This window comes from Flavobacterium sp. MDT1-60 (genome assembly GCF_014844035.1).
GTDB lineage: Bacteria > Bacteroidota > Bacteroidia > Flavobacteriales > Flavobacteriaceae > Flavobacterium.
Genome location: NZ_CP062159.1, coordinates 4,913,420 through 4,939,132, shown reverse-complemented (window position 1 = coordinate 4,939,132; position 25,713 = coordinate 4,913,420). Strand labels below are relative to the sequence as shown.

The window sequence follows — 25,713 nt, the reverse complement described above, 5'->3', positions numbered from 1 at the left end:
CAAATTTAGGTTTTAAATCATTTGTCTTTTTTGATTTATCGGAAATTCTTGCGAAAATTCAATTTTTAAAATGGTTCCGTTATTATTTTCCATCGTGAATTTGGCTTCTAAATCATCACTTAAACCTTTTATCAGACTCATGCCAAATGAGTTTGCTTTTGTCTCTGTAAAATCAGTTTCAGCCCCAATTCCGTTATCTGAAATGGTCAATAAATATCTGTTTTCTGTCATTGCTTCAAGGATGATATAAATCATTCCGGTTCGATGACCGGGGAAGGCATATTTTATCGAATTGGTAATGGCTTCATTCAAAATAAGTCCGAGTGGTATAGCTTGCGCCACATCCAATTCTAAAGGGTCAATTTTGACTTCAAAACGAATTCTCTGTCCAAGCGAAAAAGATTCTTTCAAATACTCCACTAGTTCTTTGATGTAATTCGGCATATTAATCGTCGCAATATTTTCAGAATTATATAACTTTTGATGAATCAAAGACATAGAATGAATTCTGTGCTGACTGTTTTTTATAGCCGATAGCGCCATATCATTATCCAGATAAGCCGATTGTGAATTTAGAAGACTTATAACAGTCTGAAGATTGTTTTTTACACGATGATGAATCTCTTTCAAAAGCCATTCTTTCTCATCCAGTAAATGTCTCAAATTGATGTTTTTTTGATTGATTTCTTTTTCTTTCAGCTCCAACTTAACGTTGTTTCGTTGTTTTAATCGGTATCGATTGTAAAGCAAACCAATAGTAATCAACAACAAAAGCAAACTCCAAATGGATAGAGTATTTAAAAGTTTCGATTTTTGAAGCTGACTTTCCTGCAGTTTCGATTGATCGTTTAAAAGCGCAATTTTTTGTTCCTTGTTTTTAGTTTCGTATTGAATTTTCAACTCTTCAATTTGTTTATTTTTAGCGGTTCCGTAAATAGAATCACTTAATTTTTTATAATCTTGAAAATGCTTTAAAGACCCTTTGTAATTCCCATCAATAGAATCTGTTTTATATAATAAAATTTGAAGAATTTGTGAGTTATAGCTTCTTTTATAAGCTTTACAAAGAGCAAAAACTTTAGCGGTGTAAAATTTAGCTTTTTGAACCCTGTTGGTATTCAGGTAAAATAAGGCCATCTCAGTATATTGATGCACAACTTCTCTAAAGGTCTCGGGAGCACTTAATTGTTGCGCATAATAGTCTACTTCCTTAAAATACTTTTCTGCCAGAACATTATCCTTAAGTGCTACATAACAATTCGCTTTAATATAGGCAACACTCATTTTATCAAAAGTATTTGTTGGAGGGTATTCTGCCGTTATTGAATTAACATAGTCAATAGCTTCTTTATTTTTTCCTTTTAGAGATAAAGAGGCGACAGCCCCATAAAAACTTTTGTACCAAGTGCCGCTGTCTATTGTTTGCTGCCCGATTTCAATACTTTTTTTAAACATTTCCAGCGCTTCCTCATAATGTCCATACTGATTATAGACATCACCCAGGCGCATATAAAAAATATCCCCCAGAGTAAAATCCTTTTCAGCTTCCATCCGTTTTACACTTTTTAAAGCATAGTATAAAGCATTTTTTATATTATTCTGGGCTATTTCAACATAAGCAATAGTCGTTTCTGCAAATTGTTGATGCGTGAAATTAATTTTTCGCAAATCAATCAAATTTTGATAAAGTCTCTTTTTGGCTTCATTTATTTTTCCTCCCCAAAAATAAATGGTAGTAATTTTAGTGTAGTTTTCGATTCTTTTTTCTTCTAAACCCAGAGAGGCATAAAGTGAAATGGCTTCCTCAACCATCTTTTCTTTTTCGGGATCAAGGTTGGATAAAAGAGTTGTCTGCGCATCTAAAGCTTCGGCAAGACCAGCCTTATCGTTTTGTTTTCGGCATTCATTTATAACCTGCGAAAAACATTTTTTTCCTTCAATCGGTTTATTGGACTGATAATAATATTTCCCCAATAACAATAAACTTTGATGCTGCCATTTTTTTATTTTAAACTGATTACTTTCTAAAACAGTTTTATCAATATACACTTTTGCTTGCTGAAGATCTTTCGGTTTTGTTCCTGGTTTAAAAAGATAAAAACTTCCTAATTGCAGTAATAACTTAATTCGATTTTCACCTTTAGATCTCTCAAGAATTTTTAATGCAGCATTAATGTTTCCCTTTTCAATTAAATCGCTTCCAATCAGATTACCATCATTATAACCTTCATCATAAGTTAATGAAACGGGTAATCTATAAGCTTTTGAAGCCAGAACAACAGAACTGTCAACATCTATAGCTCCCTGATTTGCATTAAATAAATATACAGAACAAGCGTTTAGCAATAATCTTTTTTTTGGAAGATCATATTTGGCGACTGAAGGTGAAAGCTGTGATAAGGCCATGAAAGGAATTAACAAAATAAAACAGAAAGTAATGGTTTGTTTCATATTTGATGAGAATTAGATTATTGAGATATTCCATTAACAAATATAGAAATAAACGTTTTCGCTATTTTAAAATAATATCAGGAAAATTCATATAAAAGCTCTTTTTTATGATTTATATTTCATGAAATTGCTATTTTACTTCATATAATTAACTAATTTTATACCAATAGATTAGATTTAATATAACACTAAAAATACCACATTTATGGAAACGGTTTTCGACCAGCACCTCAAATCTTCTGAAACCACATCAAAAAAACGAATTTTAATCGTTGAAGATCAATTTATAGAAGCGCATGATTTGCAGTTAATTCTCGAAAAGGCAAATTATGAAGTGGTTGGAATTGCACGTTCGGTTGATCAGGCGTTGGAACAAATTGGGATCGAAAAACCGGATTTGGTTTTTCTGGATATCATGCTAAAAGGAAATCGGAATGGAATTGATTTAGCTAAAATTCTTAAAGAAAATTATATCGGTTTTATATTTATATCAGCTAATTCAAGCAAAACTATTTTAGATCAGGCCAAAATTACACAACCCTACGGATTTATAGTGAAACCCTTTAGAGAGCAGGATGTTTTAACCACTCTCGAAATTGCTTTTTACCGCCAGGAATATAGTTTAGAAACGCAGTTAATGCAGCAAATGCAATTGCAAAAAGATATGAATGAGATTTTAAATTCAAATCTCAAATGGGAAAATGCATTATTGGCATTTGGAAAAATGGTACAAAATTATATTTCTTTTGATTATTTAGAAGTAGGTTTTGCCAACACAACGCATTATGCCAATCTCGGAATTATGCGCAGAAATATTGATGATTACCAAATTATCAACCCGGAAAAATTCTCTAAAATAACAGATATTTCTATTAAGGAATTAGATGAAACTTATAAAAAATCGAAAATTGATTTAGAACCTGTAATTTATAGCGAAGAATCATTGATTAATAATTTTCAGGTAGCACCAATAAAAAGTATGATTTCCCATAATTTCGGAATTAAATCATATTTGGTCTTTCCCGTTTCAATCGAAACAATCAAAAGATTTTATTTTACTTTCTACAGCAGAAATTTTAATATTTATTCGGCAGAAACTTTAAAACTTTTGGTGAACCTCGAAAATACATTTCTGCAATTTGTAACTAAAATGTACCCAAAAACAATTTCCGATACAAATCAAAAAGAAACTATTAAGGAACTAAAACCGTTAAATAATTCGGTTGGCTTTGAAGGGATTATTGGTAATAGCCCTCAAATGATTACGGTTTTTGATTATATCAGAAAAGTGGCGCCATCAGATACATCGGTCTTGGTTTTAGGTGAAAGTGGAACAGGAAAAGAGAAAATTGCCCAAAGTATTCATGCTTTATCCCCAAGAAAAGACAAACCATTGATTATTATTAATTGTGGAGCCATTCCTGAAAATCTCGCTGAATCATTGCTTTTTGGTCATGAAAAAGGTGCTTTTACAGGAGCAGTAGACAAACGAATCGGAAAATTTGAATTGGCTGATGGAGGAACAATTTTTCTGGATGAAATAGGAGAGATGCCTTTAGAACTTCAGGTAAAATTGTTACGTGTACTGCAAGAAAGAGAAATTGAACGAATTGGCGGAAGATCTTCCATGAAAATTGACGTAAGAATTATTGCAGCCACAAATAAAAATCTGGAAGAAGAAGTAGCAGCAGGAAGATTCAGAATGGATTTGTATTATCGTTTGCATGTTTTTCCAATTTTGGTGCCATCACTAAAAAGAAGAAAAGAAGATATCCCAGAATTAGCCAACTATTTTATAAAAATGTACAGTGAAAAAATGGGCAGAAAAGCACCACTTCTTTCTGATAATGCTTTGCAACAAATCATAAATCACAACTGGCCGGGAAATATCAGAGAGCTCGAACATGTAATGCAGCGTGCGATTTTGTTAACTGACGGAAATACAATTAAAGAAATCGAACTTTTTACATCTTCAAAAATGAATGCAGAACAAGCTAATGAATCATTTTCGATAAAAACAATTCTGGAAAACGAAAGAGACTATATATTGTATATTCTGAAAAAATGTAACGGAAAAATATCCGGAATAGGGGGTGCTGCTGAAATCTTAGACATTCATCCTTCGACTTTAAATTCAAAAATTAAAAAATTGGAAATCAAACGAGAATTAAATTAACTAATTTTCTCTAGCCAATTAGCTATAAATTCGGCAACTTCCTGCCAATTATGTTGCCCTAGCACAAAATGATTCCGATCCTGAAACTCTTTATAACAGGTAATGGAATGTATATTGGTATATTTTTTAAAGTTGGAATAATTGAGCGATGATGGAATGAAAGTATCATTAGAACCAGATAAAAACAATAAAGGCTCATGCTTTTTTCTGAAATTTATTTTTGCTGTTTTGGTCAGAACATCTCGTAAAGCTAATTTGGACTCAGGAATTACTAATTTTTCATAAGAATCTTTTTGTTCTTCAAATGACATTCCGTTTGTAAATGAAGTTTGCCATTCCTTAAACGACAATATATATGTTTTTTTGGCAGAAGTAAAAAAGCCCAATGATTTCCAGATTGCTTTATAAAAAGAAAATTTGCCTGTAAGCATGCCTTTCGGCGGAATAGAATGGATACAAATTCCGGCGAAGGCTAATTCTTTTTGAACCAATAACTGAGTGAGCAAACCTCCATACGAATGCCCAATTAGTATTGGTTTTTCAGGTAGTTTTTCGATAATTTCGGTATAATACTCTATTAAACTGGACAAACGAAGTCTGGCAATTTTAGAATCAGGATGTTGATTTCGTAATACTTCAGCAGATTCATTTTTATAAGGCCACGGCGGAGCAACCGTTTTATATCCGTTATCTTCAAAAAAAATAGTCCATTTCTCCCAACAAGAGTGACTTACAAATGCTCCCGTTATAAACACAATGGTTCTTATATTAGATAGGTACATAAAATGTAGTTTGATATTTTTGAATACTAAACGAGAATATTTAAAATACAAAAGACATGCCTGTTTGTAAAGAGTTGATATTGAATCTTTTGTTGAGGTTTTGTGATTCAATAATTATTATATTTCGTTAAAAAGTATTTTAGACTATTGAAATGTCATTTTTTTTAAGGCAGTTTTCTAAAGAAATGGTTCTTCTAAGTTTGAAATTGAATCAAATTCAATTGTAGACAACATTTGTAGTTACAAATATTATAATTCTATTAACATTAGAAAATATAAGACATTGTATAAATGGAGTAATTTTGTAAAAAGCATTTATTTACATGAAAAATCAAATTTCAGTCTCTATACTAGAACTCGCTATCATAACACAAGGGAGCAATGCCACAGAAACATTTCAAAAAACAAAAGACATAGCCCAACTGGCAGACCAATTAGGGTATAAGCGCTTTTGGCTGGCCGAACATCATAATATGGCGCATGTAGCCAGTTCAGCAACCGTAGTTTTAATTGGTTTCATCGCCAGTCAAACCCAGAATATCCGCGTTGGTTCTGGTGGAATCATGTTGCCAAATCATTCTCCTTTAATAGTAGCTGAGCAATTCGGAACACTTGAAACCCTTTATCCAAACCGAATAGACTTAGGTTTAGGAAGAGCTCCGGGAACAGATCAGCCAACCGCTGAAGCCATTCGAAAAGACTTTTTTGAGCAGGCACAACGATTTCCTCAAAACGTAACCAAGCTTCAGGATTATTTTTCTGCAGAAAATGCGACAGCAAAAGTTCGCGCTTTTCCTGCTGAAGGTGCAAATGTTCCTATCTGGATTCTTGGTTCAAGTATGGAAAGTGCTGCACTGGCAGCTGCGTATGGTTTGCCATATGCTTTTGCTGGACATTTCGCCCCACGCCAAATGATTCAGGCTTTTGAGTTCTATCGCGAAAATTTCCAGGCTTCAACTGTTTTAGACAAACCAAAAACAATGGCTTGTGTTAATATCGTCGCTGCAGATACAAATGAAGAAGCCGAATTCCTTTCAACCAGTTTGTATCAGATGTTTCTAAATTTAATACGCAACGACCGCAAAGGGCTGCAACCGCCAGTAGCTTCTTTAGATGATATCATGGGAGAAGAAGAACGTTTCCATGTTGATCAAATGACCGCTTGTACTTTTACCGGAAACAAAGAGCAATTAGAAATCGACCTTAAAAAATTCATCAACTACGCCCGAATAGACGAACTAATGGTGACAAGTCCAATCTACGATCATCAGGCAAAACTAAAAAGCATTCAAATCACAAAAGAAGTTATAGATAGTCTGAATTATAGTATACATATATAAGTGCATTATATATAAGATACATTTTATTGCAACCCGACAGTTTCCGAAAGCTGTCGGGTTTGTTTTTATACATATATATAAGGAGGAAATATTATTATAATATATAAGAGTAGTTTTATTAAGCTGAGCGTAGTGGAAGCTCTTGCAATTGGAATTTGGTATTGCGTTTATTGTAATTTTCAGGAGCTATTCCCGCTATCCGCTTCAATCTTTTGCTTTTTAAAGAAAAAAGCAAAAGGATTTCTGCTTCTATCGGGGCTAGGGGATTCGTTTTCAAAAGAAGATTATTGTTTTGCGGAAGAAAAAAGAGGACTTTTCACCTTACGGAGTATACAAAAACCAGAAAAACACGGAAAAATCCAGCTTTGTGCCTTTTTTAAAAGCAGGCAAAGTCAATAAAAAGGGAAAACCAAACTTTATTTCCTGGCGCCTTTGTGGCAAAAACCACGTAAAATCGCCCCAAACAGGCAAAACCCTGAAACAGGCAAAAAAACTTTGGATTATAAAAACCGCGATACCAGCGACTTATAAAAAAGATTAAAATTATATAATAAAAACCCTTGTAAATGTAAATAAAGGTGTTACTTTTGCACCCGCAACAGCGATAGACGTTCACAGAAATACTGACAGGCATAGGAATAAAGATTGAAAAATTTTTTCAAAAAAAGATTCCAAAAAGCTTGTGAGATTTGAAAACGGATGTTACATTTGCACCCCGCAAACGAAGTTCACCGAACACTTTTTTAGATAAGAGTTAAGTGAGGTAAAACAGGGAAAGTTCATTGATAGATTGGTAGAGTTGAGAAGTAAAAAGGGAATTAAATTTTCTTAAAAAAAAACTTCAAAAAACATTTGCCAGTTAGAAATAAGTTTTCTACTTTTGCACCCGCTTTGAGAGACAAGCGAAACAAGATTGAAACACGTTCGTAGACATATTGAATTGACAGCCGTCTCGTTTTACAACGAGACAAAAGAATAAAGAGTAAGATAATCGAGAGATTAATTAAATGAACCGATAGAGACTGATTCGCATAATAATTAGCTTTAATTGATTAGAGCAAACAATATACGATGAAGAGTTTGATCCTGGCTCAGGATGAACGCTAGCGGCAGGCTTAACACATGCAAGTCGAGGGGTATTTATCTTCGGATAGAGAGACCGGCGCACGGGTGCGTAACGCGTATGCAATCTACCTTTTACAGAGGGATAGCCCAGAGAAATTTGGATTAATACCTCATAGTATAGCTGAATCGCATGATTCTACTATTAAAGTCACAACGGTAAAAGATGAGCATGCGTCCCATTAGCTAGTTGGTAAGGTAACGGCTTACCAAGGCTACGATGGGTAGGGGTCCTGAGAGGGAGATCCCCCACACTGGTACTGAGACACGGACCAGACTCCTACGGGAGGCAGCAGTGAGGAATATTGGACAATGGGCGCAAGCCTGATCCAGCCATGCCGCGTGCAGGATGACGGTCCTATGGATTGTAAACTGCTTTTATACGAGAAGAAACACTGCTTCGTGAAGCAGCTTGACGGTATCGTAAGAATAAGGATCGGCTAACTCCGTGCCAGCAGCCGCGGTAATACGGAGGATCCAAGCGTTATCCGGAATCATTGGGTTTAAAGGGTCCGTAGGCGGTTTAATAAGTCAGTGGTGAAAGCCCATCGCTCAACGGTGGAACGGCCATTGATACTGTTAAACTTGAATTATTAGGAAGTAACTAGAATATGTAGTGTAGCGGTGAAATGCTTAGAGATTACATGGAATACCAATTGCGAAGGCAGGTTACTACTAATGGATTGACGCTGATGGACGAAAGCGTGGGTAGCGAACAGGATTAGATACCCTGGTAGTCCACGCCGTAAACGATGGATACTAGCTGTTGGGTGCAAACTCAGTGGCTAAGCGAAAGTGATAAGTATCCCACCTGGGGAGTACGTTCGCAAGAATGAAACTCAAAGGAATTGACGGGGGCCCGCACAAGCGGTGGAGCATGTGGTTTAATTCGATGATACGCGAGGAACCTTACCAAGGCTTAAATGTAGATTGACCGGTTTGGAAACAGATCTTTCGCAAGACAATTTACAAGGTGCTGCATGGTTGTCGTCAGCTCGTGCCGTGAGGTGTCAGGTTAAGTCCTATAACGAGCGCAACCCCTGTTGTTAGTTGCCAGCGAGTCATGTCGGGAACTCTAACAAGACTGCCAGTGCAAACTGTGAGGAAGGTGGGGATGACGTCAAATCATCACGGCCCTTACGCCTTGGGCTACACACGTGCTACAATGGCCGGTACAGAGAGCAGCCACTGGGCGACCAGGAGCGAATCTATAAAACCGGTCACAGTTCGGATCGGAGTCTGCAACTCGACTCCGTGAAGCTGGAATCGCTAGTAATCGGATATCAGCCATGATCCGGTGAATACGTTCCCGGGCCTTGTACACACCGCCCGTCAAGCCATGGAAGCTGGGGGTGCCTGAAGTCGGTGACCGCAAGGAGCTGCCTAGGGTAAAACTGGTAACTAGGGCTAAGTCGTAACAAGGTAGCCGTACCGGAAGGTGCGGCTGGAACACCTCCTTTCTAGAGCCCCAATTGTTAGTGCTTGCACACGATGGGGAAAAAAGAAGAAGCTCTATAGGATTATAATTTTAAGACTATTTTACTCTTGCTGTTAGTTCAAATAATAAATTTTAAGAATAAGAGTGTCTCGTAGCTCAGCTGGTTAGAGTACTACACTGATAATGTAGGGGTCGACAGTTCGAGTCTGTCCGAGACAACTATTTTAGTCTTAAAAAAAGGAAATTTTAGAAGTTGAGCGTTTATGAGCAAATTCATAACTCATAATTCATAACTCATCATTTAAAAATGGGGGATTAGCTCAGCTGGCTAGAGCGCCTGCCTTGCACGCAGGAGGTCAACGGTTCGACTCCGTTATTCTCCACGATTTTAGTCCTAAAGTCTAAAGTTATAAAGTCCAAAGTGATTCACTTGACGACTTTCGACTTTTGACCTTCGACTAAATAAAGTTCATTGACATATTGAGATAAGAAAATAATAAAAAGTAGAAAGCGTTTTTACAATTTATTGTAGAAAACAAAAAAAAACGGTCGTAATTTATTTTATGATTGGTACAATAAGCAAAATAAGGGCGTATGGGGGATGCCTAGGCTCTCAGAGGCGATGAAAGGCGTGATAAGCTGCGAAAAGCTACGGGGACGGGCACACACCGATTGATCCGTAGATACCTGAATGGGGCAACCCACTATGTTGAAGACATAGTACACCGATAGGTGGGCAAACCCGCTGAACTGAAACATCTAAGTAGGCGGAGGAGAAGAAAACAAAAGTGATTCCGTAAGTAGTGGCGAGCGAACGCGGATTAGCCCAAACCAGTGTTGTTACGGCAATGCTGGGGTTGTAGGACCACGACATTTTATGCACAAGGAACCGGAAGTTACTGGAAAGTGACACCAAAGAGGGTGATAGTCCCGTATGGGTAACAAGTGTAATAGATAGTGGTATCCTGAGTAGGGCGGGGCACGTGAAACCCTGTCTGAATTTGGCGGGACCATCCGCTAAGGCTAAATACTCCTGAGAGACCGATAGTGAACCAGTACCGTGAGGGAAAGGTGAAAAGAACCGTGAATAACGGAGTGAAATAGATCCTGAAACCATACGCTTACAAGCGGTCGGAGCCCTTTCGTGGGGTGACGGCGTGCCTTTTGCATAATGAGCCTACGAGTTAACGTTGCTGGCAAGGTTAAGTGGTTAAGCCACGGATCCGTAGCGAAAGCGAGTCTGAATAGGGCGCTTTAGTCAGTAGTGTTAGACGCGAAACCGTGTGATCTACCCATGGGCAGGATGAAGCTGTGGTAACACACAGTGGAGGTCCGAACCGGTTGACGTTGAAAAGTCTTCGGATGACCTGTGGGTAGGGGTGAAAGGCCAATCAAACTCGGAAATAGCTCGTACTCCCCGAAATGCATTTAGGTGCAGCGCTGAATTAAGTTATATAGAGGTAGAGCTACTGATTGGATGCGGGGGCTTCACCGCCTACCAATTCCTGACAAACTCCGAATGCTATATAATGTTTCTCAGCAGTGAGGGCTTGGGTGCTAAGGTCCAAGTCCGAGAGGGAAAGAACCCAGACCATCAGCTAAGGTCCCCAAATATACGCTAAGTTGAAAGAACGAGGTTTGTCTGCCCAGACAGCTAGGATGTTGGCTTGGAAGCAGCCATTCATTTAAAGAGTGCGTAACAGCTCACTAGTCGAGCGGACGAGCATGGATAATAATCGGGCATAAGCGTATTACCGAAGCTATGGATTTACAGGTAACTGTAAGTGGTAGGGGAGCATTCTAACAGGGTTGAAGGTGTATCGTAAGGTATGCTGGACTGGTTAGAAAAGAAAATGTAGGCATAAGTAACGATAATGCGGGCGAGAAACCCGCACACCGAAAAACTAAGGTTTCCACAGCTATGCTAATCAGCTGTGGGTTAGTCTGGTCCTAAGGCGAACCCGAAAGGGACAGTCGATGGCTAACGGGTTAATATTCCCGTACTACTAATTACTGTGATGGGGTGACGGAGTGATGAAAGCGCCGCGAACTGACGGAATAGTTCGTTGAAGTACCTACCTATAAGATGCGCAGGCAAATCCACGCGTCTTGGGGAAATACGATAGTACTCGGAGTCTTCGGACAAAGAGATAGTGCGCCTAAGGGCTTCCAAGAAAAACCTCTAAACTTCAGGTAATTAGTACCAGTACCGTAAACCGACACAGGTAGTTGAGGAGAGAATCCTAAGGTGCTCGAGAGATTCATGGCTAAGGAATTAGGCAAAATAGACCCGTAACTTCGGGAGAAGGGTCGCCCTGTAGCAATACAGGGCCGCAGTGAAGAGGTCCAGGCGACTGTTTATCAAAAACACAGGGCTCTGCAAAATCGTAAGATGAAGTATAGGGCCTGACACCTGCCCGGTGCTGGAAGGTTAAGAGGAGATGTTATCTTCGGAGAAGCATTGAATTGAAGCCCCAGTAAACGGCGGCCGTAACTATAACGGTCCTAAGGTAGCGAAATTCCTTGTCGGGTAAGTTCCGACCTGCACGAATGGTGTAACGATCTGGACACTGTCTCAGCCATGAGCTCGGTGAAATTGTAGTAACGGTGAAGATGCCGTTTACCCGCAGTGGGACGAAAAGACCCTGTGCACCTTTACTATAGCTTAGTATTGACCTTGGATAAATGATGTGTAGGATAGGTTGGAGACTGTGAAGTGGCGTCGCCAGGCGTTGTGGAGTCATTGTTGAAATACAACCCTTTGTTTATCTGAGGCCTAACCCCGTTTTGCGGGGGACATTGCTTGGTGGGTAGTTTGACTGGGGTGGTCGCCTCCAAAAGAGTAACGGAGGCTTCTAAAGGTTCCCTCAGTACGCTTGGTAACCGTGCGTAGAGTGCAATGGCATAAGGGAGCTTGACTGAGAGACATACAGGTCGATCAGGTACGAAAGTAGAGCATAGTGATCCGGTGGTTCCGCATGGAAGGGCCATCGCTCAAAGGATAAAAGGTACGCCGGGGATAACAGGCTGATCTCCCCCAAGAGCTCATATCGACGGGGGGGTTTGGCACCTCGATGTCGGCTCGTCACATCCTGGGGCTGGAGAAGGTCCCAAGGGTTGGGCTGTTCGCCCATTAAAGTGGCACGCGAGCTGGGTTCAGAACGTCGTGAGACAGTTCGGTCTCTATCTACTGTGGGCGTTAGAAATTTGAGTGGATCTGATTCTAGTACGAGAGGACCGAATTGGACAAACCTCTAGTGTATCTGTTGTCCCGCCAGGGGCACCGCAGAGTAGCTACGTTTGGAAGGGATAAGCGCTGAAAGCATATAAGCGCGAAACCCACCACAAGATGAGATTTCTTTTAAGGATCGTGGAAGATGACCACGTTGATAGGCTATAGATGTAAAGGCAGTAATGTCATAGTCGAGTAGTACTAATAATCCGTAAGCTTATGTACACCCTTTTCTCTCCCGTCCAAAAGACGGGAGAGAAGAAACTTTCTAATAAATAAAAAACTTTCTTTATCTCAGTATGTTAAGATATTTGCTCGACGCAGAGCAGTCTTTAAGTCGAAAGATTAAAGTCCAAAGTCGAAAGACTTTACAACTTTATGACTTTGGACTTTAGACTAACAACCTTAAGGTGGTTATTGCGGCGGGGCTCACCTCTTCCCATCCCGAACAGAGTAGTTAAGCCCGCCTGCGCAGATGGTACTGCAGTTATGTGGGAGAGTATGTCGTCGCCTTTCTTTTGAAGATCCTCATCATTTATTTGATGGGGATTTTTTTGTTTGCAATACTTTGTATTTTTTACCGCAAAGTGCGCAAAGGTTTTTTGTAGTTGTGTTTACAGCTGCCTTTAGTAAGTTCGCAAAGGCTTTTCGTGGTGAACTTTGCGTAATCCCTTGCGCTCTTTGCAGTTAAATAGCAGTTGCTTTACCAAATTTCTTATGAAAGTTAAACTAAGCCTCGACACTTTGGATTGGAATTTGGGATTTAAAAGTTGGAATTTCTTCTGAAAACTAGACTTCTGGTTTATCCTGAACTGCGTTAGGGATGGGAGCGGCATCTCCCACTTAGAAAAAAAAGGCTTTTTTGCCGTAGTTTTTGTTAATCGGGAATACAGCGGAAATTCCGGCCCGCTGCGGCGGGAAACGCCCAAATTATTATTAATAAGTAATGATTTTATTTGTTATTTGTCATTGAAGGTTAGGTGTTTAGATGTATAAGTATGTCTTAATTTATTATGATTGATATGGTGATTTAAATTTTGATCTGGTTTTTAACCACTAAATTTTTCCATTATTAACATCATTTATAAACTGAATAACACCATTCATAAAGACTTTTTGATCATCCCACATCGCTAAATGACTTCCGTTTGGGCAATATAAAAAACGTCCGTTTTGAACTAATTTGCTTTGTTCTTCCATCGCTTTAGGATCCATTGTGTCATATTTGGCACCGATCATTAAAGTTGGAATTTTGATTTCTTTTAGACGATTTTTTATGTCCCATTTTGCTAAACGACCGCTAATTCCGAATTCGCTTGGTCCTTGCATCATGGTGTAAATTTCGCCATTCATGTGCTTACTAGCTCTATTTAAACCATCTGGCCATTCTTTTAGACGACATAAATGCTCTTTGTAAAAATTGGGAATTAGTAATTCCATATAACGTGGATTAGCAAAATCTTTTTTAGCTTCTAACGCTCTAATTTCTGCCAGGATTTCTGGTTTCATTTGTTTTGCCAAAACTTCATCAGCGTATTTGCCATATTCAGGTGCGCTTGCGACCATATTTGAAACTAATAAGCCTTTCAGATTTTTTGATATTTTAATGCATATTCCATTGCCAGAATTCCTCCCCATGAATTTCCTAATACATAAAAATTATTATTGTCTGCTCCAATAGCTTTGCGAACTTGTTCTACCTCTTCTACAAATCGTTCCGTAGTCCATAAACTACTGTCTTTTGGTTGGTCACTATAGTAAGAACCAAGTTGATCATATTCATAGAATTCAAAACCTTCACGCTGAAAAAAAGTCTCAAAACATTCCATATACTCATGTGTCATAGCCGGACCGCCATGTAATAGAAGCACTTTTATTTTGGGATTATTTCCAAATCGTTTAGTCCAGACTTTGAATTCTCCAACTGGTGTTTTGATAGGAATCATCTGTATGCCAGCTGATTCAACCGTATTTTTTTGATTGTAAGTAAAGTAGTCTGAGAGCGTTTCTGATTTGTTTTCTTTTTTGCATGAAACAGCTAAAAAAATGGTTGCTAAGAGAAGGATTGGTCGCATGTTTGAAAATTAAAAGATTTTGTACTGTGTAATTTCTTTTAAACTAAAATACAAATTTAAATTAGATTATAATTTTATTTTTAAACGGGCTATTTTGAAATGGATTTAAGATGTTCCTTTAAAACAAAAGCCCGATGTTAAATTGAACATGCCCCAAAAAGTTAGACACTATTTGGGGCATTTTTTATGGACAGAAAAGCAAAATATGACTATGCATTTAAATTAGAATGTGTAGAATTGGTTTTAAAGAAGCATTATTCAGATGGATATGTTTCAAAATTGAAACAGACTGCAAGATGGAATATTCGTAAGTGGGTCAGTTTTTATAGGACATATGGTAAAATTGGTTTATTGTCACGAATGAATCAAAGCTATTCAGCCGAATTTAAGCTAAAAGTACTCAATATCATAGAAAAGGAATCCCTTACCTTGATGCAGGCTGGTATAAGATTTAATATTCCCGATATTTCCATAGTTTTAAAATGGAAAAAAGATTTTGCTAACTTTGGACTAGTAGGATTACAACCAAAACAAAGAGGCAGACCCGTATCGATGAGTAATAATAAAGGCAAAAAAAGTAAATCAGAGAAACCCCTGACAAGAGAGCAGGAACTGTTAAAAGAAAACGAAAGACTTCGCTGTGAGAATGAATTGCTAAAAAAGTTGCAAGCCTTAATTCAAGCCAGGAAAAATCCAAAGCCATAAACGAATTAAGGCATAAATTTGGTTTGGAATTACTTTTGAACCTTGCAAATATGGCACGCAGCAGTTTTTATTATCATCAAAAACAAAATAAGTCACCTGATAAATATAAAGAAATTAAAGAGTTGATTAAAGTTATTTTTCACAGGCATAAAGGGCGTTATGGTTACAGAAGAATAACCGATGAATTACAAAATAGAGGACTGGTTATCAATCATAAAACAGTTCTCAGATTAATGAATCTATTAGGACTAAAAAGTGTTATTAGAGTAAAAAAGTATAAGTCTTATAAAGGTGAAAATGGTAAAATAGCTCCAAATATACTAGAACGAAATTTTAAAGCAAAAGCTCCAAATCAAAAATGGGCAACTGATATAACAGAGTTCAACATAGCTGGAAACAAATTATATTTATCACCAATAATTGACTTATTTAATCAGGAAATAATCAGCTATGAACTCACAGAGAGACCAGTGTTTAATCAAGTGGTTATGATGCTGAAAAAGGCCTTTAGGAAAATACCAGATAATACAAATTTAATACTTCATTCAGACCAAGGCTGGCAATATCAAATGAATCATTACCAACTTTTATTAAAACAAAAAGGAATCAACAAAGCATGTCAAGAAAAGGAAACTGCTTGGATAATGCAATTATTGAAAACTTCTTTGGAATATTAAAATCTGAAATGTTTTATACCCAAAAATTCAAATCAATAGAACAATTAAAAAAAGAAATTAGTAAGTATATAATCTATTACAATAACGAAAGAATTAAATCAAATTTAAACAAAATGAGCCCGATAAAATATCGAGGTCATTTTTATCAAACTTAATTATAAATTTGTCTAAACTTTTGGGTGCAGTCTAAATCGGGCTTTTGTTTTATTGTCTTGATTTTATAAAAGTGCTTTAATTTTGTTCCGTAATCGTAGATTGGTTAAGCTTAATGACCCTGATTTTTTTATTTGTGTTATCTGATAAAAAAATGCGGTCATTGAATAACGCTGTGCTTAAAACAGTTCCAAAAGGATTTGCTCCCATAATATCATTAGCATTTATTCTAGGAGTATATTTTTTATTCATAAACTCTTCTTTAGGATAAAGGCGTAAATAGTGTAAACTTCCAACGGTTTCTGTTGTAATTGCCCAATCAGCATTAAAAGAGACAGCTATAGGTTTGGCATCAGAAAAAGGCTCTGTTGTCGGTTTTATAGGTTCTGTAAGTGAACTTGCTGCATTGGCTTTAATATTTGCAATGTTGTAATACAAATAACTTTTTGCATCTCTTCCTGCTATGACCAAATTCCCTGCTGCTATATCCATAGAATAGATTTGGTCAAAACCATTTAAAGTATTCAATTTCGCTAATGGTTTTAAATTCCAGTCACTGTTTTCAGTAATTTGTGATGTTTCAAAAACCTTAATAGAGGTTTCCTTTTCTTTCACAAATACCAATCCGTCTTTTACAATAACTCCAAAGACATGTACAAATGTATTCCACCATTGACCATTTCCTACTGTACTTATTCCAACGTTTGTAATTTCATCAAATACAAAAAGTCTTGAGTCGAGACTTCCTAAATAAATACGTCCGTTGTCAATACAAACAGAAGAAAGTTTAGTAAGTGCAATTGTAGAAGTTCCTTTAGTATAGTTTGAAATTGTTTTGATATATTTTAAAGTTGTAGTATCAAAAATTTCCAACACATCACCATTACAGATATATAATTTATTGTTTGCTACTGCGATACCTTTTGGATCAAGTGTTCCAGCTCCAGTTCCAATTTCTCTTGCTGTGATCGCTGTTTCATCGGTAGGATAGTAATAGTTATAAGTTGTACCGTTGTTTTCTCCGTCAGAATCTTTGCTACAATTGGTAAAAAGGCAAAGTAATAAAAGGATATAAGGTATTTTATTCATGCTGATTTTATTTTTTAGTTCCATTTTCCTTCTCCTTTATATTTTAGTAAAAATGGATTTTTTTGATCGATTGTGAAGACAGGTTTTTTGTATGTGCCTGTCAGATAGTTTGTTTTTGTATACGTTTTAAGTATCTCAGGATCTGTAAAAGGAAGATCATTTAGATAAATCAGATATTTGTAAAAATGGGTTAGCATTTCCTGTTGGCCTCCACCTTCGCCACTATTAGCCAAATTACTACTGTGATTGTAACCACTGTGATGTGAATATTCGTGTGACCAAACTGACATTTCTCCTTTCCAATGTCCGGTAACATAACCAGATTCCCATTGAGAAGCTAAAGGTCCTCCACCCCAGGCAGAATCTCCACCAACCATTGCTATATAAAGGGATCGCTTATCAATATAAGTAGTGTAAGTCTGTTCGATTTGCATCTTGGTTAAATAATCATAAACTCCATCGACGTCATCAGCATTTCCATGCCAGTTGATTGCTCCATTTATTGAAGTTCCGGCTGTGGCAGCCTGTTCTTTTTTATATCTGTCAAAATTCATAAATGTATCGTAGTACAATGGATGACTAATGGCATATGAAAAATTAATAATCATAGTGATGGCTTCTTTCGCCAAAACCGGATTCATCGGTAAATACTTGTTAGGATCATCTGCGGGATTATTTAAATGGTAAGAATCGCTAAACTGAACCAATCGTGAAGACTTTATTTTTTTGAATTTCGTAAATAAGGGATCGCTTGATTCAACTGAAAATTCGATACCACCAGAAGAAAAACCTTCAATTTTATCTATCGTGATAGGGCTTCCTGTTTCAGATAAATAATCATTCTTTCCAGCAGTTAGGGGAATTTGATGAAAAGAACGATGAAAGGCAGGGATTTTTATAAAGGTATAAATTACAAATCGTTTGTTATAGTTAGGCAATTTGGCGTAGATTTTTACATCAGTAAGTCCAACTGGGGAATACAATGATATTTGTACCGAATCTTTTCCTTTTTGTATTACTTGTAAAGGCTCATTTACTCTAAACCAGCGATCACTTTTATTATACATTTTTGAAGAACTCTCCGTATCTTCAAACATAGTCATTGGTTTGTTTCCGGCTGGCAAATTTGTAGCATCAATACTTGCTGAATAATTTGGTTTGTAGTTTTCGTCATCATTTCCATCTTCGCAGCTGGTAAAAAAGAAGAGATTTGCTAATAGCAAAATGCTAAACAGCCATTTTTTGGTGTTCTTAATCATGTAGGTTGGTTTAAAATTGTTTTTGCTTTTTCGAATATATTTCAAAAAGAACAAATGTCATAAAAATTCGGTTAAATAAAAAATTGGTTAAAAGTTTTGAAAAATTGTTGTTGTAATAACTATTAATACATGATTTAGTTTGGTGAACTTAGCCACAGTATAAAAAGACAAAACCCATAACAAAGTTAAGGGTTTGAGTTCTGCAGAGAAAGAGGCTCCTTTGTCTGTTTGTTTAATTCTGGATGAACTGACTTAATAATTTAAATTATTTCAAATGTATCATTCTTGTTTCTGAATTAAAATAAACCTCGATTGAATCCTTATATCTTTTTTTAACGATTAATCCATTTACGGGATCGTTCAATTTCAGTTTACGAAGTTTTGAATCTATTGTAAGTAAAACCAAATCTTCATTTCTTTCTTTTGATGCAATGTAACCATGATAAGAAAGATTAGGCCACTGTAGATTTGGATCTCCCTTTGGGACAATAGGAGTAACTATTTTTTTTACAGCTTTATAATGAGAGATTAGAGTTCTTGGAACTGCTACAGCAGTCTGAAATTGCTTATTTAAAAACGGATCCCGATTTATCTTTTCCAGTTCAAAAGTATCTTTATTAATTTGATTAATTGTTGCATTATCAAGTTTACTCTGTTTCTCAAGAATCATTTCATTACCGGCAAATTGACGATTAAGTGCCCGATATCCAACGGTTCCCCAAAGTGCAAGAACAACGACAATCAGAATTATATTTATTTTCTTTTTAGCCATTTTAATTCACAGTAAACTTGAATGCAGTACTATTTGTGCCAATATTTCCTGCGCCATCAATTGCTCGTACTCTCCAATAATAAACACCTGGAGCCGAAAATGCTTGCTGAAGTGTAGTTGTATTACTGTTTTGAGGTTGAATTATTGTACTGAAATCAACGTCGCTTGAAAATTCTACTATGTATGAAATAGGTGATTTTGCACTTCCTGTATCGGCCGCAATACTCCAGGTATAGGTTACACTTGTATTAGCAGTTTGAGTTGAATTATCTGCAGGCAAAGTATTTTTTGGCTGATTAGGAATAGTTTTATCAATATTAAATTTACGAGCTGAATACTGTTTTGTTTCCGTTTCTGCGTTTTTAGCTTTTAACCTCCATTCATATGTTCCATCTGCTAAGGTGGGTAAATCGAGAGTTATTGAAGTATTCGTCAAATCAGTTTTAGGATATACTTCTTGGCTAGTAGCTGTATTAATTACTGTCAGACTATAACTTGATGCATTCTTAAGAGGTTCCCAACTTAAGGTTATATTGGTGAAGTTTACAAATTTATCATTTTCAGGACCTGATAAAATCACTTGTTGATTGGTTAAATCATTGGGAATTGTTGTCGAAAAATTAGACGGAAATGAATAAACAGATTCATAAGCGTAATTTTCAGCGCGCACTCTCCAAACATAACTTCCCGCATTCAAAGGCAATGTAATACTTATTTTAGTAGTTAATGAGTCTAATACTAACACTTGATCTGATTGATATACCTGAATACGATATTTGTCTGCACCTTTAAGACTGTTCCATTTAAAGTTAACTACATTACTCTCAATCTTAGCGTTGTTAGCGGGAGAGAGAATTTGAACTGTGTCGTCGCTAATGTCTTCTTCAAGAATATCTTCACAAGAGTAGGTAAGGATTGCCAAAGCAATAAGTATAATTTTATTTATTGTTTTCATAGTTTTGAAAAATCATTTTTAAATGTAAAACTTCAGATTTATTGTTCTTTTTTGTGGTGTAAAAATTCATGCTTACCATTCTTGAAAGATTAAATTTCTTTTCAAAATTATAAGCCAGATTTAAGAGTTGATTACTATTTCCTGTAACATCCAATTGATTCGTAATAATGTGATAATCCTCTTCAGAAAAGTCATGGATTGGTTTTAAATCGCTGATAGAAACCTGAGGCGAATTTTCTGAAGCAAAACTAACAATGCCCTGCTGGACCATTTCTTTTGAGACACCTTCTTTTCCCATGATCTTGTCTAAATAGGCAATATCTTTGGTCAGACCGTTTGTGTTTTTTGCCTTTTTATTGATGTCATCTGCTTTTTTTGATAGTGTTCGATATTCTGTAACTACATCAAATAAAGCATGAAAGGATCTTTTATATGCCGTAATTGACAATAAAAAAAAGAGCGCAATCAGTGCGTAAAATTTTTGTTTATAAGAATAGTTTTCAAACATTTTTTATTGTTATTTTTATTTCAAATATTGATTTGTTTTTTTTGTCTTTTTTTAGGCTGATAATTTCAAAGCGCTGCAGCCAATCCATTTTTTTTAAATCTTCCAGCCAACTATTAAAAGATGATTCCTGAAAAGTTTCACCTTTGATAATGATAATTTTACTATCGAAAAAAGCTTTTTTGCTTTCTTTATATTCTTCTTTTAAGGGTATAATATTCAATTCATTCAAAGAAATATTTGAAGGAATTGACTTGATGATTTCATAACCATAATAAGAGAGAAATTTTGAGGATAAAACTCCTGACTCCTTTAAAATGTTTAGTTTTTTTTCTTTTTGTGCTTCTAAATCTAATATCAATTGATAGGATTGATTAGAATATACGGTCTGCAGATTCAGTTCTGAATTTTTTGTACCGTAATATTGAATTAGAAAATAGCTTACTAATAAAGTAGTCAGAAAGCCAACAAGCATTGTTATTCCTAAAACGCCAAATGCTTTTTTATAAATTAATTCCTCACTGCTTAAAGAAGCATTAATTGTTTTTGAAACATCTTTTGGTTTTACAAAAAAATGAATAATTGCGCCGTACAGAGGTAAAAAAATGCTTGATACTGTTTCTTCACCAACTTTATAATCCTCAATTTTTACAGTTTCATTTTGTTTAGAAAAACTTAATAGTTTGTCATTTTGAAATTCCAGACGCAAATCGGTTGAAAGTAAAACTTCTTTTTGTAATGCTGTATTAAGCAATGCAGCCAAAAACGATCCAATATAAACGTCTATAACTTCAAATCCATTTTTTTTAAACTTTGAAATCGTTTCTTCAACAATATTTTTTCGGCAAAAACTGATAAAATTCGATTTGGAACCTTTTAAATCAGTATAGTAAATAGCATTATAATCTATGTTTTTTTGCCAGTTTACATCGGCTTCATTTTCATAATCAATTTCTTTATTCAAAACACCTTTACCTTCCATTACTATTAAAAGAGGTATTTTTTTATCTGCTGTTTTGCTTAGTGTTTCAAAGATTTCAAAACTTTGCTGAGAAATAATAGAAATCTTGTTTGCTTTCTTTTTTACAGTAAGCAAATTATAGATTTCGTAATCTTCTTTTTTGATTACGCCAACGACATTTATGTCATTCAGTTTTATGAATTTAGATAAAGTAGCTAACATTAATAAATAACAGTTGGTTTAATAAAAATATGAAGTTTGGAATCGCTTTTCCCTTTTTTTCTACTGCTGAAAAACCATTTTATAATAGGAATTCGTGATATTAAAGGAGTTCCTGATCCTGAATTTTCTTTTTTCAATTCATCCAAACCTCCCAATAAAATCATCTCTCCGTTTTTGACTCTAACTAAAGATTCAAATTTTTGAGTTGCTTTTCCCGGAGGAGCATCTTCACCAACCCTGGCTAAGAAAGAACTTTTTTCAACAGCAATTGTAAGTGTAACATTTTCATCTGTAGAAACATAAGGCTTAATAGAGACACTCAAATTTGCATCTGTAGACTTCCAGGTTCCTGAGTTCAGGATATCATTTCCAATGTTACTGTTTATTAGTCGATTATTTTGTTCAAAGTAGTAACTTGTTTCTCCAATTGATAATTTAGCTTCATGTCCGCTTATTGTCGCAATTTTAGGAGTAGATTCTATTTTTAAAACGGAGTTGTTTTCAAGAAGTTTCAAATTAAGATAAAATGATTCTGTAACTTTTCCGAGTTTAAAAAGGCCAAAACCATTAAAGGCATCTATTAGACTGTTTACAGAAGATCCGTTTAAAGTTACATCGGAACTTGGAAACAGTACACCGCCGGTTTTAACAGAATTTATCTTGTCTAAACCTGCTTTCATTCCGGTTTGGATATCATAAGATTTATTGTATTGAACAATAATAACTTCAATTTGTACCATTGGCACAACTTTGTCAATTTGTTTAATATAAATTTTTAATTCTTCCAGAATAGAACGTGATCCGGAAACAATTAATCCGTTTAACTCAATGAATTCTTTTATTTCTAATTTTTCAGAAAACACTTTAGGCAGTGTACTGATGATGGATTCAATCGACCTGTTTTCTAATTGGATCAGCTCTGTTATTCTCAATCCTTCGGTAGCTTCTTCTCCTATTAAATATAAGTTATCCTGTTTTTTAAAAGTGTATTTTTTTCCTTTAAAAATATGGGCTAAAAGGTCATCAAAAGTGATATTATCTGCTGAAAGTGTCGTTTTTTCGTTTTCAGGTTTATTGTATAAAAAGTAGTTAATATGAAGTTTTTCTGCGGCTTCTGTCAACAAATCTGAGGCATCTGCGATATAGGCATTGACTTGTAAAAAACCGGTTTTGTTGATGTTAACTTCATAAAATCCGGGAACGCCAAGACTAACTTTCGGTTGTTTTGCTTTAGGGCCGCTAGTCTGAATGGCAAGATTTGCTGCGGTATTTTTTTGTAAAAAATAAAAACCGTTATCATCTTTTGTAGCTGATAAATCATTTGATTTTGACATCATTTCAATAACCTGATCAAACGGACGATTTAAAATATAGGCAGAGACCTTGATGTTTTTTATATCCGGTGCTAATACTAAGTTTTTTCCAGATTTGTCTATAATTGCCTTCGCGACTGTTGAAAGCGTATCATTTTCGAGCCTTACAGACAAAAAATCATTCTGCGGATTAAAAGTGACATCAATGATTTTAGGCTGTTTTTTTTCTACAACGGTTATAATTTTTCTTTTTTTGAAAATGATAATATTGTTCATAAAAGAAACTTCCAAATCATATTTTTGGACCAGATGAATAAAAACATCTTTGACCGTTACATCAAAAAAGTTATTGGCAACTGGCTGATTTAATTCCGTATCAATGTCAACATTCAACTGATGTTCTTCGGCAATTGAAGAAATGAAATCATGGAGTGTAAGTCCTGAAACATCAATTTTAATAGTCTCGTTTAATCCCTTTTTTTGTATTGACAATTCGTCAAATTTTCTACTTAATTCAACAATATCTTGCTGTGCTACAATAATATTTGTGAAAAATAACGCAGCTAGTACGTAAACAACCTGTTTAAGCATTATATTTATATGTTTATTAAAATTGAATATATTTCTTCCAGAGAAGTCTCTCCTAGGGCTAAAATCTCAAATGCTTTTTGGGGCAGAGATTTATAATTTTTATCGTTGCTATATAATTTGGTAATGGTATTGTTTTTAATTGCTTCGGTAATTGTGTTATCGATATTTAAAATTTCATAAATGGCGGTTCTGCCTTTATATCCGGTATGAAAGCATTTGTTGCACCCCACAGGTTTGTAATAAGATGAAATTTCATAAGGAAATTTAAAATTCAGCGGAAAGTCTTTTGGATTACAAACGGTCTCTTTTTTGCAGTTTTCACAAAGTTTACGAACCAATCGCTGTGCTACAGATAAGTTTAAGGTTTCGGCAATCAAATAAGACGGCACTCCCATATCAATTAATCTCGAAATTGTTCCTATTGCCGAATTGGTATGTATAGTTGATAAAACCAAATGTCCTGTTAATGAAGCGCGAATAGCCATTAAAGCTGTTTCTGAATCACGAATTTCCCCTAACATAATAACATCAGGATCCTGGCGTAAAAATGATTTTAAGGCAGATGAAAAGGTTAGGCCAATATCTTCTTTTAATTGTACCTGATTAATTCCTTTTAAGGTATATTCAATTGGATCTTCAACGGTAACGATGTTTCTTCGACTATCATTTAATAATCTTAAAGTGGCATAAAGTGTAGTCGTTTTTCCTGAACCGGTTGGACCACTTATCAAAATAATTCCGTTAGGTTTTTTAACTGCTTCTAAATAGCTTTCCAGCTCTTCTTTTTGAAGACCTAAGGTATTCAAATCAATATTTGAAGCATCTTGCCCTAAAAGACGCATTACTATTTTTTCACCAAACAAAGTGGGCAATATTGAAACCCTTATATCAAATGATTCATTAGTAATTCTACCATCTTGCGGCAATCTTTTTTCAGTAATATTTAACTTGGCTTTAATCTTGACTTTATTAACTAATTCAAGATAATTATCGCGTTCTATTTTGTAACGTTCAATTAATTGCCCGTCGATTCTAAAACGAATTCGGGACGAATCTTCATAAACCTCAAAATGAATATCACTGCATTTTAATGATTTTGCTTCCGTTAATAGATTTTCCAGAAAGTCGCCTTTGTCAACATTTAGAGATTTATTAGATGATAAAGCACGTTCTTTTCGATAATAAATAGACAATGCCTTTTCTATTTCGTACGCATCTATAGGATAAAAAATAACGTTTTTTCCTAAAAAAAGCTCCAGTTCCTCTTTTGCATCTTCATTATTATTAGAATCATCAACATATAATTCTAAAGTGTTTTCAGAAAAAGATTTTGGCAATATTCTATATTGATTTGCAAGATCATTAGAGACCATATGCTGCACTTCAGAAAGTATTTCGATATCTTGTGTCATTATAATAAAGTTATTTTTTGAAAAACAAAAAAGCTGTCTTTCAGTATTACAATGAATAAAAATAAAGCCGAGAATCCTGCTAAAGGAACGGTTTCTTCTTTAATGAATTTCTTTAATCCAAATTGCAGGATGATGGCAAACAGAAGTGACAGAATAAAAAAGAGAATGTAATTTTTTAATAAAAATAAAGGAGTAATAGCCACATAGAACAATAAGTCTCCCAATCCAAAATAGTGCTGGAAAGGGTTTAGAAACCTTTTAGATTTCATACTCATATAAATCGTTAAAATGCTTAGTGTGGTTAAAAAGAAACCAGTATTAAAAAGTACGATCTCTAATAAATCGTATTTTTCAATTGCAATTATAAAGAATGAAATTGCAAAAATAACAAGCGGTAAAACCACATGTATTTTTCTGAATTTCCAATCCTGAATAAACACAATTACTAAACAAAGTAACAAAATTGCTGGGGCTGTTTTCAAT

At 35.4% G+C, this 25,713-nt stretch carries 16 protein-coding genes, 2 tRNA genes, 3 rRNA genes and 1 pseudogene; 10 read left to right on the top strand and 12 right to left on the bottom strand.

The window, feature by feature from the left end:
• Nucleotides 1–12: 12 nt before the first annotated feature.
• Complete coding sequence (locus tag IHE43_RS20750; protein ID WP_192185672.1) at nucleotides 13–2,451, bottom strand: histidine kinase dimerization/phosphoacceptor domain -containing protein; 2,439 nt, start codon at nucleotides 2,449–2,451, stop codon at nucleotides 13–15.
• 205 nt (nucleotides 2,452–2,656) lie between these two features.
• Here IHE43_RS20750 and IHE43_RS20745 point away from each other — a divergent pair, with 205 nt between their 5' ends.
• On the top strand, nucleotides 2,657–4,627 hold the full coding sequence (locus IHE43_RS20745; protein ID WP_192185671.1) for a sigma 54-interacting response regulator: 1,971 nt from the start codon (nucleotides 2,657–2,659) through the stop codon (nucleotides 4,625–4,627).
• On the opposite strand, the gene IHE43_RS20740 is transcribed toward IHE43_RS20745, so the two are convergent.
• A complete protein-coding gene (locus IHE43_RS20740) occupies nucleotides 4,624–5,409 on the bottom strand; it encodes an alpha/beta hydrolase (protein WP_192185670.1) in 786 nt (261 codons plus the stop codon). The genes IHE43_RS20745 and IHE43_RS20740 overlap by 4 nt on opposite strands.
• Before the next feature lie 323 nt (nucleotides 5,410–5,732).
• Here IHE43_RS20740 and IHE43_RS20735 point away from each other — a divergent pair, with 323 nt between their 5' ends.
• The 6 genes from IHE43_RS20735 to rrf all read left to right on the top strand — a co-directional run bounded on the left by IHE43_RS20735 (nucleotide 5,733) and on the right by rrf (nucleotide 13,057).
• The gene (locus tag IHE43_RS20735) at nucleotides 5,733–6,749 is read left to right on the top strand and encodes an LLM class flavin-dependent oxidoreductase (RefSeq protein WP_192185669.1); all 1,017 of its coding nucleotides are present in this window, start codon (nucleotides 5,733–5,735) and stop codon (nucleotides 6,747–6,749) included.
• 1,068 nt (nucleotides 6,750–7,817) lie between these two features.
• Nucleotides 7,818–9,331: ribosomal RNA gene (locus tag IHE43_RS20730) — 16S ribosomal RNA — on the top strand.
• A gap of 123 nt (nucleotides 9,332–9,454) precedes the next feature.
• Nucleotides 9,455–9,528: transfer RNA gene (locus IHE43_RS20725), tRNA-Ile, on the top strand.
• Between the two features lie 90 nt (nucleotides 9,529–9,618).
• Nucleotides 9,619–9,692 (top strand) — tRNA-Ala (locus IHE43_RS20720).
• A gap of 190 nt (nucleotides 9,693–9,882) precedes the next feature.
• Nucleotides 9,883–12,766 (top strand): 23S ribosomal RNA (locus IHE43_RS20715).
• 181 nt (nucleotides 12,767–12,947) lie between these two features.
• Nucleotides 12,948–13,057 (top strand): 5S ribosomal RNA (gene rrf, locus IHE43_RS20710).
• Together the 16S, 23S and 5S rRNA genes with 2 tRNA genes alongside form the textbook arrangement of a ribosomal RNA operon.
• Nucleotides 13,058–13,597: 540 nt before the next feature.
• On the opposite strand, the pseudogene IHE43_RS20705 reads toward rrf, so the two are convergent.
• Nucleotides 13,598–14,616 (bottom strand): annotated as a pseudogene (locus IHE43_RS20705) (proline-specific peptidase family protein).
• A 186-nt stretch (nucleotides 14,617–14,802) separates the two neighbouring features.
• Between IHE43_RS20705 and IHE43_RS23770 the strand changes: the two are divergent.
• From IHE43_RS23770 to IHE43_RS24095, 3 genes are read left to right on the top strand one after another with little or no spacing between them, the layout of a single operon-like run.
• Nucleotides 14,803–15,321 (top strand): hypothetical protein, encoded by a 519-nt coding sequence (locus tag IHE43_RS23770; protein ID WP_225585240.1) that lies wholly within the window; start codon nucleotides 14,803–14,805, stop codon nucleotides 15,319–15,321.
• Nucleotides 15,267–15,998 carry an IS3 family transposase gene (locus IHE43_RS23765; protein ID WP_225585510.1) on the top strand — a complete coding sequence of 244 codons (732 nt, stop codon included), beginning with the start codon at nucleotides 15,267–15,269 and terminating at the stop codon, nucleotides 15,996–15,998. The genes IHE43_RS23770 and IHE43_RS23765 overlap by 55 nt, the downstream gene beginning before the upstream one ends.
• Nucleotides 15,938–16,153: an IS3 family transposase gene (locus tag IHE43_RS24095; protein ID WP_225585239.1), complete on the top strand. Its 216-nt coding sequence runs from the start codon at nucleotides 15,938–15,940 to the stop codon at nucleotides 16,151–16,153. Before IHE43_RS23765 ends, IHE43_RS24095 begins: the two co-directional genes overlap by 61 nt.
• 76 nt (nucleotides 16,154–16,229) lie before the next feature.
• Here IHE43_RS24095 and IHE43_RS20695 read toward each other — a convergent pair whose 3' ends face one another.
• The 9 genes from IHE43_RS20695 to IHE43_RS20655 all read right to left on the bottom strand — a co-directional run bounded on the left by IHE43_RS20695 (nucleotide 16,230) and on the right by IHE43_RS20655 (nucleotide 25,712).
• Nucleotides 16,230–17,240 (bottom strand): hypothetical protein, encoded by a 1,011-nt coding sequence (locus tag IHE43_RS20695; RefSeq protein ID WP_225585238.1) that lies wholly within the window; start codon nucleotides 17,238–17,240, stop codon nucleotides 16,230–16,232.
• 14 nt (nucleotides 17,241–17,254) lie between these two features.
• On the bottom strand, nucleotides 17,255–18,499 hold the full coding sequence (locus IHE43_RS20690) for a hypothetical protein (protein ID WP_225585232.1): 1,245 nt from the start codon (nucleotides 18,497–18,499) through the stop codon (nucleotides 17,255–17,257).
• A 265-nt stretch (nucleotides 18,500–18,764) separates the two neighbouring features.
• Entirely contained in the window at nucleotides 18,765–19,271 is a 507-nt protein-coding gene (locus IHE43_RS20685; RefSeq protein WP_192185667.1) for a hypothetical protein, read from the bottom strand.
• Nucleotide 19,272: 1 nt separating this feature from the next.
• Complete coding sequence (locus IHE43_RS20680; RefSeq protein WP_192185666.1) at nucleotides 19,273–20,226, bottom strand: hypothetical protein; 954 nt, start codon at nucleotides 20,224–20,226, stop codon at nucleotides 19,273–19,275.
• The gene (locus IHE43_RS20675; RefSeq protein WP_192185665.1) at nucleotides 20,210–20,734 is read right to left on the bottom strand and encodes a hypothetical protein; all 525 of its coding nucleotides are present in this window, start codon (nucleotides 20,732–20,734) and stop codon (nucleotides 20,210–20,212) included. Before IHE43_RS20675 ends, IHE43_RS20680 begins: the two co-directional genes overlap by 17 nt.
• A complete protein-coding gene (locus IHE43_RS20670) occupies nucleotides 20,727–21,914 on the bottom strand; it encodes a hypothetical protein (RefSeq protein WP_192185664.1) in 1,188 nt (395 codons plus the stop codon). Before IHE43_RS20670 ends, IHE43_RS20675 begins: the two co-directional genes overlap by 8 nt.
• Nucleotides 21,914–23,818 carry a type II secretion system protein GspD gene (locus IHE43_RS20665; protein ID WP_192185663.1) on the bottom strand — a complete coding sequence of 635 codons (1,905 nt, stop codon included), beginning with the start codon at nucleotides 23,816–23,818 and terminating at the stop codon, nucleotides 21,914–21,916. Before IHE43_RS20665 ends, IHE43_RS20670 begins: the two co-directional genes overlap by 1 nt.
• A gap of 5 nt (nucleotides 23,819–23,823) precedes the next feature.
• On the bottom strand, nucleotides 23,824–25,230 hold the full coding sequence (locus tag IHE43_RS20660; RefSeq protein WP_192185662.1) for a GspE/PulE family protein: 1,407 nt from the start codon (nucleotides 25,228–25,230) through the stop codon (nucleotides 23,824–23,826).
• Nucleotides 25,230–25,712 (bottom strand): hypothetical protein, encoded by a 483-nt coding sequence (locus tag IHE43_RS20655; RefSeq protein ID WP_192185661.1) that lies wholly within the window; start codon nucleotides 25,710–25,712, stop codon nucleotides 25,230–25,232. The genes IHE43_RS20660 and IHE43_RS20655 overlap by 1 nt, the downstream gene beginning before the upstream one ends.
• Nucleotide 25,713 lies beyond the last annotated feature (1 nt).